The sequence below is a fragment of the Pseudomonas sp. SCA2728.1_7 genome (genome assembly GCF_018138145.1).
GTDB lineage: Bacteria > Pseudomonadota > Gammaproteobacteria > Pseudomonadales > Pseudomonadaceae > Aquipseudomonas > Aquipseudomonas koreensis_A.
In genome coordinates this window covers 1,659,881-1,674,529 of record NZ_CP073104.1, presented here as the reverse complement: position 1 = coordinate 1,674,529, position 14,649 = coordinate 1,659,881, and the positions used below count along the sequence as shown (strand labels likewise).

Genomic DNA, 14,649 nt, shown 5'->3' with positions numbered 1-14,649 from the left:
GGTGCTGCGGCGGACAGAGCGGAGTAGTGCCGCGCGCATGCGCAGGCCCTCTAATCCGGGGTGTCCCGGCATAATCCTCAGGTTTGAGCGTCAGTGCAACGGTTGCCGGGCTCAAAACACGGCAGGTTGTAAACGAGGAGCTTTCGGTTCCCGCATGATCTGGCAGCGCCAGGCAAACGGATTGATGCCTTCGCTGCGGGTGAACATATGGCAGAAATGCGCCTGATCGCAGAACCCGCATTCCAGGCTGATTTGCGTCAGGCTCAGGTCGGTGTGCTGGATCAGCAGCTTGGCCCGCGCAAGGCGCTGGGTGCGAATCCAGTCCTGCGGCGACAGCCCTGTGCTGCATTTGAAGGCGCGGGAAAAATGGCTGCGTGACAGTGAACAGGCGCGGGCCAGTTCGGTGACCTCGAGGCTTTCGCCCAGACGTTCGAGGATCAGTTGTTTGACCTGTCGTTCGCGCTGCGGACTGAGCCCGCCGATCCCGGTCTTGCGTGGTGCGTTGGCAGGGGCGAGGGCGACGCTGTGCTGTGAGTGAGCCATGGCCAAAGTCCGTGTCGATGGGGAATGCACGGTCGGCGCATCCCCTCAGGTCAAAAAAACAACGCTGCGCAGAGGGTTTCATTGTTGGCCGAGGGCTGGAGGCTGACGAGTTAATCGTTGTTAATTTCGCTGCGAAACGGCGCTAACAGTCCCGTTGATCGCGTAAAGTGCGCAGCACTGGCGTCTGACTGGCTAAAAAGGAATCTGTGCCCATGAACCGTAACGATCTGCGTCGCGTCGACATGAACCTGCTGGTGATTTTCGAAGCGCTGATGTTCGAAAAGAACCTGACCCGCGTCGCCGAAAAACTGTTCATGGGGCAACCGGCCGTCAGCGCGGCGTTGGGCCGTTTGCGCGATCTGTTCGATGATCCGTTGTTGCTGCGCAACGGGCGTGGCATGGAGCCGACCGCGCGGGCGCTGGCGATTCTCAAGGAGCTGCAACCGGCGATGGACGTCATCTCCGGCGCGGTCAGCCGGGCCAAGGAGTTCGAGCCAGCGAGCAGTTGTGATGTGTTTCGTATCGGTTTGTCGGACGACGCTGAGTTCGGACTGTTTCCGCCGTTGTTGCGTCAGCTTCAACAAGAGGCACCGGGGATTGTCGTGGTCGTGCGCCGCGCCAATTACTTGTTGATGCCGGCACTGTTGGCCTCTGGAGAAATCTCTGTTGGCGTCAGTTACACCACTGAGTTGCCGGCCAACGCCAAGCGCAAAAAACTGCGCGACATTCCCTGCAAAGTCCTGCGCGGCGACGACCGTCCGGGGCCGCTGACGCTGGACGAATACTGCGAGCGCCCACACGCGATGGTGTCGTTCTCCGGCGACTTGAGCGGCAATATCGACATGGACCTGGCCAAGGTCGGACGCAGCCGCCGCGTGGTGTTGGGTGTGCCGCAATTCAGCGGCTTGCGCGCCTTGCTCGCCGGCACCGAGATGATCGCCACCGTGCCTGATTACGCTGCCTGCGCGCTGGTTGAAGGGTGTGCGTTGCGCGCCGAAGATCCACCGTTCCCGATCGATGCGGCGCAATTGTCGATGGCCTGGAGCGGGGTGCATGACAACGATCCGGCGGAGAAATGGCTGCGCTCGCGGATCAGCCAGTTCATGGCGGCGCCGCTGGATATCCCGCCGATTTAAATCCCTGCGCAAATCTCACAAACACATCGATCCCCTGTAGGAGTGAGCCTGCTCGCGATAGCGGTTCGTCAGTCATAGATGATGGTGGCCGCTAAACCGCTATCGCGAGCAGGCTCACTCCTACATTGGTTTGGTGTGATGCTTGAGTTCTTGGTGCTTTAAACATCGCCGTTTAAGCAACACCCTCAGACACTCTTTCAGGCTACGCAACCTTGCGCCTTTGCCTACAGCTACGCCAGAATCCGCCGGCTTGTGCGCTTGTGGTCCGGTCTCTATCGTTTGGTGGTCGCTGAATAGTTCAGCGATCGGGTTTAGCGACCCGAATTGGATACAGGCGCACAGTGCACCCTACGTCTTTGCAGATTGTCTTTTTGCAATTGATGTTATGGCGGCTGCGCGCGGGAGGCCTTCGGGTCTGCCGGGTTCCTGTTCCTCCCGGTTCGCTAACCTGCGTGCAGCTGCCACCATTATTTGTTTAGCGACAGGTCATGGTGGTTAACCTAGGACAGGAGATTCACCATGTTCAAAGTTACACCCAACCCACCAGACATCGACCCCACATCCCCCTACGAATCCATCGATTCCCGAAAACTCCACGAAGCCGCCGACCGCGCCCTCGACCACTACCTCCTTCCACCCGGCTCCACACCACCTCCACGCAGAACTCGCGGCATGTATGCCGTAACCGCCGACACCAAAGCCGAAGAACTGCTGACCGACGCCAGCGAAACACTCGCCTCGGCCAAGACCATCGCCCAGGACGTCGCCCATCTGTTGCCCGCGCCGCAGCGCCGGGCGTTGTTGGGGATTGCGCAGTTGATCATGCTCGGTGAGCTGGCAGTGAATCGGGTGCTGGATAACCTCGAACCACCTGCCTAAGCACACCCCCTGTGGGAGCGAGCCTGCTCGCGAAAGCGGTGTGTCATTCAAGTATTTATAACTGACCCGACGCCTTCGCGAGCAGGCTCGCTCCCACAGTGTTCTGCGGTGTTTCAAAAATCCTGGCACGCCGTAGAACTGAGCACACCCATCCAATTTCCTCCCGACCATCATTGGCATGATTCCAGCCAATGACATTTCAAGGGTCGGGTCATGAATGCCTCAACAGATGAACGGGCACGCGACATCGGTTTGCTGTTCCTGCGGGTCAGCGGCGGGTTGTTTTTGCTGTGGGTCCACGGCTTGCCCAAGTTGCTCGACTTCACCGCGCAACTGCAACTGATCGAGGACCCGTTCCACCTCGGATCTCACCTCACCCTGATTCTGGCGATCTTCGCCGAAGTCCTCTGTCCGCTACTGATCGTCGCTGGGTTACTGGCGCGATTGGCCTGCGTGCCTATTCTCTTTGTGCTGCTGGTGGCACTGCTGGTCGTGCATCCGCAATGGAGTGTGGCCGAAGGGCAGTTCGGCTGGTTGCTGTTGATCGTGTTTACCACTGTGTTGATTGCCGGGCCGGGACGGCTGGCGATTTCTGTTCGTTTGCCCGGAGTGCTGCGTTATGCCTGAAGTCCTCAATCCACAGTCACCGGGGGCCGATGAGACGGTCACGCTGATCATCAAACACCGGGTCAAGGCCGGTTTCGAGTCGGCGTACGAGGCCTGGCTGCGCAATATCGTCCGGGTGGCGGGGCAGCGTGAAGGCCATCTCGGCGTGGACGTGGTGCGCGGCAAGCGCGGCCGTCTCGACTTCTACACCTGCGTACTGCGCTTCAGTTCCACCGAATCGATGCAAGGCTGGCTGGAGTCGCCGCAGCGTCAGGCACTGGTCGCCGAAGCAGCGCCGATGCTGGCTGACGGCGATCAGACCGAAGTCGCGCCGATCAATGAATTCTGGTTCTCGCCACTGTCGGATGCCGCTTCGCCGCCGCCGCGCTGGAAGCAAGCGGTGGTCTCGCTGCTGGTGATTTTGCCGCACACCTTGCTGGTGCCGCTGATCTGGGGGCCGCTGCTGGCGCTACATCCGATCCTGTCCAATTACGTAGTCGCCACGTTCCTGATCACCCTGACCATCGTTCTGTCGGTGGTGTACGTGGTGATGCCGCCGGTCACTCGTTTGTTTACGCCGTGGCTCGAAGCCAGTCAGGCCCATGAACACCTCGATTCCCAAGAGACCTCGCCACGCTGAGCGCGCGGGGTTTGCTCCTTTTCACTTTGCTTGAGGAACTGCGATGAGCGCCGATCTGATTCTGTTCAATGGCCAATTTCACACCGTCGACCGCACCAAGCCGCTGGCCAGTGCCGTGGCGATCACCGACGGCCGCTTCGTGGTCGTTGGCAACGACAACCAGGCCATGGCCCTGCGCGGGCCAAACACGCAAGTGGTCGATATGCATGGCCGCTGCGTCATTCCGGGTCTCAACGACTCGCACTTGCACTTGATCCGTGGCGGTTTGAACTACAACCTCGAACTGCGCTGGGAAGGCGTGCCGTCGCTGGCCGATGCGCTGCGCATGCTCAAGGATCAGGCTGACCGCACACCGACCCCGCAATGGGTGCGCGTGGTCGGTGGCTGGAACGAATTCCAGTTCGCCGAAAAACGCATGCCGACCCTCGAAGAGATCAACCAGGCCGCGCCGGACACCCCGGTGTTTATCCTGCACCTGTATGACCGCGCGCTGCTCAACCGCGCCGCGCTGCGCGTCGCCGGTTACACCCGCGACACGCCGAACCCGCCGGGTGGCGAGATCGTCCGTGACAGCAATGGCAACCCGACCGGCATGCTGGTCGCGCGACCGAACGCGATGATTCTCTACTCGACGCTGGCCAAGGGGCCGAAGCTGCCGCTGGAATATCAGGTCAACTCGACCCGCCAGTTCATGCGCGAACTCAATCGCCTCGGCCTGACCAGCGCGATCGACGCCGGCGGTGGTTTCCAGAACTACCCGGATGATTATCAGGTGATCGAACAACTGGCCAAGGACGACCAGTTGACCGTGCGCATCGCCTACAACCTGTTCACCCAGAAGCCGAAAGAAGAACTGAGCGATTTCCAGAACTGGACCGGCAGCGTCAAGTTGCATCAGGGCGACGACTTCCTGCGCCACAACGGCGCCGGCGAAATGCTGGTGTTCTCGGCGGCGGACTTTGAAGACTTCCTCGAACCGCGCCCGGACCTGCCGCAAACCATGGAAGAAGAGCTGGAGCCGGTGGTGCGCCACTTGGTTGAACAGCGCTGGCCGTTCCGTTTGCACGCGACTTACAACGAGTCGATCAGCCGCATGCTCGACGTGTTCGAGAAGGTCAACCGCGACATTCCGTTCAATGGCTTGCCGTGGTTCTTCGACCACGCCGAAACCATCACCCCGCAGAACATCGAGCGTGTGAAAGCACTGGGCGGCGGCATTGCGATTCAGGATCGCATGGCCTTTCAGGGCGAATACTTTGTCGACCGCTACGGCAAGCAAGCCGCCGAAGCGACGCCACCGATCAAGCGCATGCTCGCCGAAGGCGTACCGGTCGGCGCCGGCACCGATGCCACGCGCGTTTCCAGCTACAACCCGTGGACTTCGCTGTACTGGATGGTCAGCGGTCGCACCGTTGGTGGTCTGGCCCTATACGAAGAAGGTCTGCCGCGCACCACCGCGCTGGAACTGTTCACCCACGGCAGCGCCTGGTTCTCCTCGGAGCAGGGCAAGAAAGGTCAGATCAAGGTCGGGCAACTGGCGGATCTGGCAGCGCTGAGCGCGGACTTCTTCCATGTCGAGGAAGAAGCAATCAAGTGGATCGAGTCGGTGCTGACCGTGGTCGGCGGCAAGATTGTTTATGCCGCCGGCAACTTCGAAGACCTCGGCCCGCGTTCGATTCCAGTGCTGCCGGACTGGTCGCCGGTGGTGAAAGTCCCGGGCCACTGGCGGCCGAATTCGCCGTTGCAGGCGCAGGTTCACCAGTGCAGCGGGCCGTGTGCGGTGCACACCCACAGCCATGAAAAGGCGCGGATGTCGAACGCACCGGTCAGTGACTTCGCCGGTTTCTGGGGCGCGTTCGGCTGTTCCTGCTTCGCCTTCTGATTCCCCCTAAGGCGCCGACCATCCGGTCGGCGCTCAACGCTTCATCCATCCGTCCATCAGGAGTTTTCCCATGAGCGTTCCTTACACACGTCTGAACAAAGATGATGCGGTTGTATTGCTGGTCGATCACCAGACCGGCCTGATCTCGCTGGTTCAGGATTTCACCCCGAACGAATTCAAGAACAACGTGCTGGCGCTGGGCGACATCGCCAAGTTCTTCAAGCTGCCGACCATTCTGACCACCAGTTTCGACGCAGGCCCGAACGGCCCGATCGTGCCTGAATTGCGCGAGCAGTTTCCGGATGCACCGTTCATTCAGCGTCCAGGCCAGATCAATGCCTGGGACAACGAAGACTTCGTCAAAGCGATCAAGGCGACCGGTCGCAAGCAACTGATCATCGCCGGTGTGGTGACGGACGTTTGCGTAGCGTTCCCGACCTTGTCGGCGATTGCTGAAGGCTATGAAGTGTTTGTGGTGACTGACTCGTCGGGCACGTTCAATACCACCGTGCAACAAGCGGCGTGGGCGCGGATGTCGGCGGCGGGTGCACACCTGCTGAACTGGTTCTCGGTGGCGTGCGAGCTGCAGGGTGATTGGCGTAACGACATGGAAGGTTTGGCGCATCTGCTATCGGAGCGTCTGCCTAACTATCGCAACCTGATCAACAGCTATACCAAGTTCACTGCCAAGTAATTCGGTGTGAGTTTGAAAAGCCCCTCACCCTAGCCCTCTCCCAGAGGGAGAGGGGACTGACCGAGGGGCTCTTTCGGAATACACCGACCTGGGGAATCGAGTCGAACTCCGGACTTGAAGCACACGGAGATCGGCTCCCTTCCCCCTCGCCCCCTTGGGGGAGAGGGCTGGGGTGAGGGGGAGGCTTTTGATCTTGATCTTGCCGCTTCAGCGCTTCTGCAACCAACCCAAAAACCCACCTTTCCTCACCGCCACCGGTTTGCCCATCAACGCGAGGCGACTGTTCTGCTGACGCACCGCCTGCAATTTATTCAACGCCCGACCCACCTCCGTACGCTGCTCCATGCACTCGCGAGTGAGGCTCTTGTCGAGACGATAAATGATGCTCGAGGTCAACGCCGTGAACGTCGCCTGCGACGGTGTATCCGCGAGGATGCTCTGTTCACCCATGACCTCACTCGGCCCCATGCGCCCGGCCTCGACCTTGCTGTCACCGTCAGGCACAGTCGCGCTGACCACGCCGGTGGCAATCACAAACAGACTGTCCGGCACTTCATCCAGATCCAGCACCACTTGGCCTGCCGCGTACTGTTGCGCAACCATCGATTCGGCGAGGCGATCGCGCTCATCACTGCTCAGCGAGCGGAAGATTTTCACTTCATCGAGCAACGCGCGGGCGCGGCTCGACGGCTCGATCACGCCGTCCGGATGCCGCGAAATGCCCGCCGCTTCAAGATGCCGGTGGGCGAGGTCGAACAGTTGATTGCGCACTTCGCTTTTCTTGCCGAGCTCGGCGATGAAGCCGCTGGCGACGTACTCCGACATGGTTTCGCCGGCCTCTTTCAGCACGGCTTTCGGCGCTGGCGTCAGCAACAGAGAACTGCTGCCCTGCAAGGTGCGATCAAGCGCATCGAGTACCCGGCGCGGGCGGATGTGATTCGGCACCTGGATGCTGATCGACACGCCGTGCATGTTGTTCGGACGGCTGAGGTTGACGATCTTCGCCTTGGCCGCCACCGAGTTCGGCACCACCGCCATGGTCCCGGCGCTGGTCAGCAGGTGCGTAGCGCGCCAGTCGATGTCGAAGACCTTGCCTTCGACGCCGTCGATCACCACGAAATCATCCACCTGATACGGCTTGGTGGTGTTGAGCACGATCCCGGAAAACACATCGGCCAAGGTGCTTTGCAGCGCCAGACCGACAACAATCGCCACCACGCCGGAGGTTGCCAGCAAACCTTTCACCGGCAGCTCCAGCACGTAACCGGCCGCGGCGACGGTGGCCACCAGAAACACCAATGCGCCGATCACGTCCTGGAGCAAACGACCGCTGTGGCCGATGCGGCGCATCAGCGCCAGCCCGATCACTTCGGTCAACACGCGAGCGGCGTAGAGCCACCAGAGAATCCCCAACGCCGTCGCACCCAACTGCGCCACGCGGTCATCGGTAAATTGTGGTGCTTGCAACGGACTGACGCCGGCGTTGATCACCAGCGCCGTGAACGCCAGAAACAGCACCAACCGCACAGCGACTCTCGGGGCGCGATGGGTGAAGGGCGAGAAGTGCCAGAGCACGGCGTCGAGCAGCAGCAGGGCGGCGCTCCAGGACAGCAGGTGGGTGTAGAAAAATGTCATGACCTTGGCTCCGCGGTGTCTGCAAGTGAAAAGATCGCAGCCTGCGGCAGCTCCTACAGGAGAACGTATTCCAATGTAGGAGCTGCCGAAGGCTGCGATCTTTTGCCGTTAAGGCTGCAAGTGGGTTTTCAGCTCAGCCGCTGCCTGACGCACGGCCGCCTTCACTTCAGGAATCTGACTCAACGGATTGAGCAGGCCGAAGTCATGAATCATCCCGTTGTAGCGCACCGAGGTCACCGCCACGCCGGCCGCATCGAGGTGCCGCGCATAGCCTTCGCCTTCGTCACGCAGCACGTCGAACTCGGCAGTCTGCACCAGTGCCGCAGGCAAGCCTTTGAGCTGTTCTGCGCTGGCATTCAGCGGCGAGGCATGGATTTGCGCACGCTCGGCGGGGTTGGTGGTGTAGTTGTCCCAGAACCACTGCATCATGCCTTTGGTGAGGAAGTGGCCCTCGGCAAATTGCTGATACGAACCGTCGTCGAACTGCGCGTTGGTCACCGGCCACATCAGCAACTGGAAGCGCAGCGCCGGGGCTTTCTGTTCCTTGGCCATCAACGCCACGACCGCCGCCATGTTGCCGCCGACGCTGTTGCCGGCCACCGCCAGACGCTTGCCGTCGACACCGATGTCCTTGCCGTTTTCTGCCACCCATTTCGTCGCGGCGTAAGCCTGATTGATCGCGGTCGGGTACTGCGCTTCCGGCGACGGCGTGTAATCGACGTACACCGCGACGGCGCCAGAGCCCACCACCAAGTCGCGAATCAGGCGCTGGTGGGTCGGATAATCACCGAGGACCCAGCCGCCACCGTGGAAGAACATGAACACCGGCAACTCGCCTTTGACCTTGGCCGGCCGCACCACTTTCAGGTTGATCGTCTGGCCGTTGACCTTGATCGCCTTGTCGCTGACTTCAACTCCCGACAGATCCACTTTCACCGAAGCCTGGGCGCCGGTCAGTACTGCACGGGCGTCTTTCGGGCTCAGTTGCTCAAGGGGTTTGCCACCGCCGGCGGCGAGGGCGTTGAGGAAGGCTTGGGTGTTGTGTTCGACACCGGAGGTCTCGGCGGCGAAAGCATTGCCGATGGACAGGGCGAGGAGGGAAGCGGTGAGGGTTTTCGTGATGTTCATGTTCAATTCCATTTTTGAGTTTGTTGAGTGTGTGGGGGGTTGGTTTCAACACCGTGGACACAGATTAATAGGGTGCCGAGAAGTGAAAAAGCGGCTATAAAGCGTTTAACTGTCCACCAGAGAGTGACAATGAACCCGTTCGAAGACATGCGTATTTTCTGCCAGGTCATGGACTCCGGCAGCTTCACCTCAGCGGCCGATCAGTTGGGCCTGTCCAAGCAGTTCGTCAGCCGGCGTTTGATGCAGTTGGAAGAGCGTCTCGGCGTGCGGTTGTTGAACCGCTCGACTCGGCGCCTGGACGTCACGCCGCTGGGGCAGAGTTATTACGAATCGGCACTACGGCTGTTGGGCGAAGTCGAGCAAGTGGAGCAGGGCATCGCCGGGCAGACTGCCGAGCCGCGCGGAACGATTCGTGTGAGTGCGCCGCTGTCGTTTGCCGTGGCGCATCTGGGCTGTCTGTTGCCGCTGTTCTTGCAGCGATATAGAGAAGTCACGGTTGAGGTTGATCTGAGTGATCGGCCGGTGGATTTGCTCGGTGAGGGCTACGATCTGGCACTGCGCATTGGCGTGCTGGAAGACTCGACACTGATTGCCCGGCGCATCGCCTCGATCGAACGGGTGTACTGCGCCAGTCCGGCGTACCTCGCCGAACGCGGCACGCCGCTCAAGCCTGAAGATCTGCACAGGCATGATTGTCTGCCGTATGGGCATGGACGTTCGGTGCAATGGCGTTTCAATGCGGGGCAGGGCAAGCCGCTGTTGGTCAACGTCACTGGGCGCATGCGGGTGAACAACGGCGAGTTGCTCAGGGATGCGGCGGTGCAGGGGATGGGCATTACTTATCTGCCGACGTTCATCGTTGGCGCAGCGCTGAAGGATGGCCGGCTGGTGCCGGTGCTGGATGATTTGCGCCCGGAGCCGCTGACACTTTCAGCGGTTTACCCGCAACATCGTCAGGCCTCCAGACCGGTGCAGGCGCTGGTTGAATTTTTGCGTGAACGCCTGAACGAGAGCCACGTCGCCCTCTGATTTATACGCGGATAAAACAGTAGGAGTGAGCCTGCTCGCGATAGCGTTCTGTCTGTCACAGCTTCAGTGCCTGAATGACCGCTATCGCGAGCAGGCTCACCCCTACAATTGATGGTGGTTGTCTGCGAAATCTGCGCACGCCACAAAACCCTGTGGGAGCGAGCCTGCTCGCGAAAGCGTTGTGTCAGGCAAAACATCATTGACTGACCCACAGCATTCGCGAGCAGGCTCACTCCCACATTTGATAAGGGTCTTCTGCGGAATCTGCGTACGCCACAAAACCCTGTTGGAGTGAGCCTGCTCGCGATAGCGTTCTGTCTGTCACAGCTTCAGTGTCTGAATGACCGCTATCGCGAGCAGGCTCACTCCTACAATTTATGGTGGTTGTCTGCGAAATCTGCGCACGCCACAAAACCCTGTGGGAGCGAGCCTGCTCGCGAAAGCGTACTGTCAGTCAAAACATCATTGGCTGACCCACAGCATTCGCGAGCAGGCTCACTCCCACATTTGATAAGGGTCTTCTGCGGAATCTGCGTACGCCACAAAACCCTGTTGGAGTGAGCCTGCTCGCGATAGCGTTCTGTCTGTCACAGCTTCAGTGTCTGAATGACCGCTATCGCGAGCAGGCTCACTCCTACAATTTATGGTGGTTGTCTGCGAAATCTGCGCACGCCACAAAACCCTGTGGGAGCGAGCCTGCTCGCGAAAGCGTACTGTCAGTCAAAACATCATTGGCTGACCCACAGCATTCGCGAGCAGGCTCACTCCCACATTTGATAAGGGTCTTCTGCGGAATCTGCGTACGCCACAAAACCCTGTTGGAGTGAGCCTGCTCGCGATAGCGTTCTGTCTGTCACAGCTTCAGTGTCTGAATGACCGCTATCGCGAGCAGGCTCACTCCTACAATTGATGGTGGTTGTCTGCGAAATCTGCGCACGCCACAAAACCCTGTGGGAGCGAGCCTGCTCGCGAAAGCGTTGTGTCAGTCAAAACATCATTGACTGACCCACAGCATTCGCGAGCAGGCTCGCTCCCACATTTGTTAACGGTCGTTTGCGTAATCTTCAAACGCCGCAAAAACCCTGTAGGAGTGAGCCTGCTCGCGATAGCGTTCTGTCTGTCACAGCTTCAGTGTCTGAATGACCGCTATCGCGAGCAGGCTCGCTCCTACAATTGATGGTGGTTGTCTGCGAAATCTGCGCACGCCACAAACCCTTGGGGGAGCGAGCTTGCTCGCGAAAGCGTTGTGTCAGTCAAAACATCATTGACTGACCCACAGCATTCGCGAGCAGGCTCGCTCCCACAGGTTTTGCGGTGTGTCTAATGATTAGTTGGCGCGCTTGTCATCGCCAGGCTCGCCGCCGACATGCACGCCGCGATCATCGCCGGCTTCAGCCGCAGCATGGACGCCACGATCATCACCGACTTCGCCAGCGCGGTGGACGCCGTGGTCATCACCGACTTCGCCAGCGCGGTGGACGCCGTGGTCATCGCCGACTTCACCCGCGCGGTGGACGCCGTGGTCATCGCCGACTTCACCCGCCCGATGGACGCCGTGGTCATCTCCCGCTTCGGCGTGCGTGCCGTTGCGGCCGGATGAGGCGCTGTCGCCCGAGTGTCCCGAGCCGTGGTCGCTGCCGCTGTGGCCACTGTTGCCGCCGCCACCGCTGCCACTATTGCCGCCGCCCCCATGACTGCCGCCGCCACCGCTGCCACCGCCACTTCCACCGCTCCCACCACCGCTGCCACCGCCATTGCCGCCATGACCGCCACCGCCACCTCCACTTCCTCCGCCACCGCCCCCACCGCCCCCACTGCCTCCACCACCACTCCCACCATCCTTGGCATAAGCACTGGATACCCCGGACAAACTGTCCGGAATCAGCACCGTTGACGCTGACAGAACTGCGCCGATGGCCATTGCGAGCACGAGCTTTTTAATGTGCATATCGTTCTCCGTCTTTGTGGTTTTGTTTGGGAACGTAAAAGTGCGTTGTTGCAGGGACCGGACCCGTTCCCCGGGGTCAGTGAATACTCGAAGCCAGTTCGAAAATCGGGATGTACATCAGGATCACGATGACCCCGATCAGCAGGCCGATAAACGTCATCAGCAGCGGCTCGAACAACTTCACGAACCACTCCAGCCAGCGGCTGATTTCCTCGTCGTAGAAATCGGCGCTGCGTTCCATCATCTGCCCGAGGTTGCCGGACTGTTCGCCGGCGCGCAGCAGTCGTAGCGAGACCGGCGTCACCAGGTGATTGAGTTCCAGCGCGGTGGACAGCGATTGCCCCTCGCGCACCCGCTCGCACGCCTGATCGAGTCGCACCCGTGATGCCACGGTAAGCAAGCCGCGCACCATGGCCATGGCGGTCACCAGTGGAATCCCGCCTTGCAGCAGAATCCCCAGCGAGCGATAAAACCGCGCCAGTTCATACATGAAAATCCGTTGATGCACGGCCGGCAGTTTCTCCACCAGCCGATCCAGGCCACGGCGAAACGCCGGTTGCTTTTGCAGCACGGCGAGGGTGATGACAATGGCTGCCAATGCACCGAAGAACTCCGCCTGATGCGCATGCAAAAACATGCCGCTACTCATCAACACCTGCGACAGCCAAGGCAGGTTATTGCCCAAGCCTTCAAACACCAGACTGAAGCGCGGCACCACATAACCCATCAGGAACAGCACCACGCCACCGCCGACTATCAGCAACAGCATCGGGTAGATCGAGGCGCTGATGATCTTCTGGCGCACCTCGTCCATGCGCTGGCGATAACTGACATAGCGGCCCAGCGCATCGCCGACCGCACCGGTCTTCTCGCTGGACTGTACCAGCGCCACGTACAGCGGCGGGAACACCGCCGACAACTGGCCCAACGCCTGCGAGAAGGATTTGCCCTCGTAAAGCAAGCGAACCAGCTCACTCAAGGTTTTCCGGGCAGCGGGGGCGGATTCTTTTTCGGCGAGGCTTTCCAGCGCATCGATCAACGGTAGGCCGGCATTGAGCAGCGTGGTCAGTTCCTGGCTGAACAACACCAGATTGAAGGTCTCGCGCTGACGCAGTTTCAGCGAACGCCAGTGCTTGTCTACGTGCAGGCTGAGCACGCGCAAACCCTGATCCTCGGCGATGCGCCGCGCCTCGCTGTCACCCGGCGCCTCCACACTCAAGGACACCACCCCAGCCTTGCCAACCGCTTTCAAATGAAATCGCATGGGCCGCGCTCCGCTCACTGCCAGTTGGTCACTTCGGCGTTTTCGCCTTCGCCGCCGGGCTGGCCGTCCTTGCCCATCGACAGCAAGTCGTACTCGCTGTTTTCGCCGGGATAGCGGTAGGTGTAGTTACGTCCCCACGGATCCTGCGGGAGCTTTTTCTGCAGGTACGGGCCGGTCCATTTCGCCTCGTCGCTGGGTGCGGTGACCAAGGCCTGCAAGCCCTGTTCGGTGGACGGGTAATGGCCGACCTCCAGTCGATAGATGTCCAGTGCCTTGCTCAGTCCTTCGATCTGCGCCTTGGCCACTTTCACTTCCGAGCGGCCGAGTTGGGCGAAGTATTTCGGCGCGACGATCCCGGCCAACAGGCCGAGCACCACCAGCACCACGAGCAATTCGAGCAGGGTAAAACCGCGTTGGTCACGCGGACGAAATTGCAGCTTCATGATGACCTCCCGTGAGTGGCAGCCGTGTCGCGTAAAGGGCTTATGCAAATGCCATGCTCAGCCCCCACTCAAGAACGTCAACTTGGCTGAAGCCCTTGTGGTACGGGCTTATCAAGAGTCGGCACAGTGCTTGCGTATGGCTCAAACGTGATCGGCCATTGGGGCATTTCCCCCAATTTATCGGGGTCGATCCGGGGAGGCCCGACATGAAATTTATCGCCAGCGGATTGCTCGGTTGTGTGCTGCTCAGCGGCGCCGCGCAGGCCGATGTGTTCATCTCCGTGGACGCCAAGGGCAGCTACGTGCTGTCCAACGTTCACCGGCCCGGACGCACTTACGAACGGGTGATCCACGAGGCTGAAATGCCTGTGGCCAGCCTCGATCAACAGCCACAAATGATCGCCAACCAGCCCTACGCGGAACTGGTCTCGGCAGCCGCCAAAGTCAATCAATTACCCGAAGCGCTGCTGCACGCGGTGATCAATGCCGAATCCCATTACAACCCAGGCGCGACCTCGGCCAAAGGCGCCGGCGGACTGATGCAGTTAATGCCCGACACCGCACGCGAGCTGGGTGTGACCGACGTCTACGACCCCAAGGCCAACATCCAGGGCGGGGCCAAATACCTCAAGCGCCTGATGACCCTGTTCGACAACGACATTGCTCTCGCGGTGGCGGCCTACAACGCCGGGCCGGACGCGGTGCTCAGCCGTGGCCGGGTGATTCCGCCGTTCGCCGAAACCCAGCGTTATGTGCCGAATGTCTTGCGTCAGTACCGGCGTCTGCAAGGGCTGGCCATGGATGCGCCGTTGTGACCCCAAC

14 protein-coding genes are annotated in these 14,649 nt (G+C 60.4%); 8 read left to right on the top strand and 6 right to left on the bottom strand.

Features of this window, described 5'->3' with window-relative positions; translation table 11 throughout:
- Nucleotides 1-111 precede the first annotated feature (111 nt).
- The gene (locus tag KBP52_RS07420; protein WP_212622510.1) at nucleotides 112-543 is read right to left on the bottom strand and encodes an AraC family transcriptional regulator; all 432 of its coding nucleotides are present in this window, start codon (nucleotides 541-543) and stop codon (nucleotides 112-114) included.
- A gap of 212 nt (nucleotides 544-755) precedes the next feature.
- Here KBP52_RS07420 and KBP52_RS07415 point away from each other — a divergent pair, with 212 nt between their 5' ends.
- From KBP52_RS07415 to ycaC, 6 genes are all read left to right on the top strand, one after another.
- Nucleotides 756-1,679 carry a LysR family transcriptional regulator gene (locus KBP52_RS07415; RefSeq protein ID WP_077572059.1) on the top strand — a complete coding sequence of 308 codons (924 nt, stop codon included), beginning with the start codon at nucleotides 756-758 and terminating at the stop codon, nucleotides 1,677-1,679.
- Between the two features lie 519 nt (nucleotides 1,680-2,198).
- Entirely contained in the window at nucleotides 2,199-2,558 is a 360-nt protein-coding gene (locus KBP52_RS07410; RefSeq protein ID WP_016987821.1) for a DUF6124 family protein, read from the top strand.
- 213 nt (nucleotides 2,559-2,771) lie between these two features.
- Nucleotides 2,772-3,185 (top strand): DoxX family protein, encoded by a 414-nt coding sequence (locus tag KBP52_RS07405; protein ID WP_212622509.1) that lies wholly within the window; start codon nucleotides 2,772-2,774, stop codon nucleotides 3,183-3,185.
- Nucleotides 3,178-3,804 (top strand): antibiotic biosynthesis monooxygenase, encoded by a 627-nt coding sequence (locus KBP52_RS07400; protein WP_212622508.1) that lies wholly within the window; start codon nucleotides 3,178-3,180, stop codon nucleotides 3,802-3,804. Before KBP52_RS07405 ends, KBP52_RS07400 begins: the two co-directional genes overlap by 8 nt.
- A 43-nt stretch (nucleotides 3,805-3,847) precedes the next feature.
- Nucleotides 3,848-5,686, top strand: coding sequence for an amidohydrolase (locus KBP52_RS07395; protein ID WP_212622507.1), 1,839 nt, complete (start codon nucleotides 3,848-3,850; stop codon nucleotides 5,684-5,686).
- 70 nt (nucleotides 5,687-5,756) lie between these two features.
- Nucleotides 5,757-6,380: an isochorismate family cysteine hydrolase YcaC gene (gene ycaC / locus KBP52_RS07390; RefSeq protein WP_007913541.1), complete on the top strand. Its 624-nt coding sequence runs from the start codon at nucleotides 5,757-5,759 to the stop codon at nucleotides 6,378-6,380.
- Nucleotides 6,381-6,587: 207 nt separating this feature from the next.
- Here the strand turns inward: ycaC and KBP52_RS07385 are convergent, their stop codons facing one another.
- Both KBP52_RS07385 and KBP52_RS07380 read right to left on the bottom strand, forming a co-directional pair.
- On the bottom strand, nucleotides 6,588-8,015 hold the full coding sequence (locus KBP52_RS07385; RefSeq protein ID WP_212622506.1) for a mechanosensitive ion channel family protein: 1,428 nt from the start codon (nucleotides 8,013-8,015) through the stop codon (nucleotides 6,588-6,590).
- Between the two features lie 108 nt (nucleotides 8,016-8,123).
- Entirely contained in the window at nucleotides 8,124-9,143 is a 1,020-nt protein-coding gene (locus KBP52_RS07380) for an alpha/beta hydrolase (RefSeq protein WP_212622505.1), read from the bottom strand.
- Nucleotides 9,144-9,272: 129 nt separating this feature from the next.
- Here KBP52_RS07380 and KBP52_RS07375 point away from each other — a divergent pair, with 129 nt between their 5' ends.
- Nucleotides 9,273-10,172, top strand: a complete 900-nt coding sequence (locus KBP52_RS07375; RefSeq protein ID WP_212622504.1) for a LysR family transcriptional regulator — start codon at nucleotides 9,273-9,275, stop codon at nucleotides 10,170-10,172.
- A 1,327-nt stretch (nucleotides 10,173-11,499) separates the two neighbouring features.
- Here the strand turns inward: KBP52_RS07375 and KBP52_RS30655 are convergent.
- From KBP52_RS30655 to gspG, 3 genes are all read right to left on the bottom strand, one after another.
- The gene (locus tag KBP52_RS30655; RefSeq protein WP_212622503.1) at nucleotides 11,500-12,120 is read right to left on the bottom strand and encodes a hypothetical protein; all 621 of its coding nucleotides are present in this window, start codon (nucleotides 12,118-12,120) and stop codon (nucleotides 11,500-11,502) included.
- 76 nt (nucleotides 12,121-12,196) lie between these two features.
- Nucleotides 12,197-13,384 (bottom strand): type II secretion system F family protein, encoded by a 1,188-nt coding sequence (locus KBP52_RS07365; RefSeq protein WP_077572067.1) that lies wholly within the window; start codon nucleotides 13,382-13,384, stop codon nucleotides 12,197-12,199.
- Nucleotides 13,385-13,398: 14 nt separating this feature from the next.
- Entirely contained in the window at nucleotides 13,399-13,827 is a 429-nt protein-coding gene (gene gspG, locus KBP52_RS07360) for a type II secretion system major pseudopilin GspG (protein ID WP_034152611.1), read from the bottom strand.
- A gap of 206 nt (nucleotides 13,828-14,033) precedes the next feature.
- Between gspG and KBP52_RS07355 the strand changes: the two genes are divergently transcribed.
- Nucleotides 14,034-14,642 (top strand): lytic transglycosylase domain-containing protein, encoded by a 609-nt coding sequence (locus tag KBP52_RS07355; protein ID WP_077572069.1) that lies wholly within the window; start codon nucleotides 14,034-14,036, stop codon nucleotides 14,640-14,642.
- Nucleotides 14,643-14,649 lie beyond the last annotated feature (7 nt).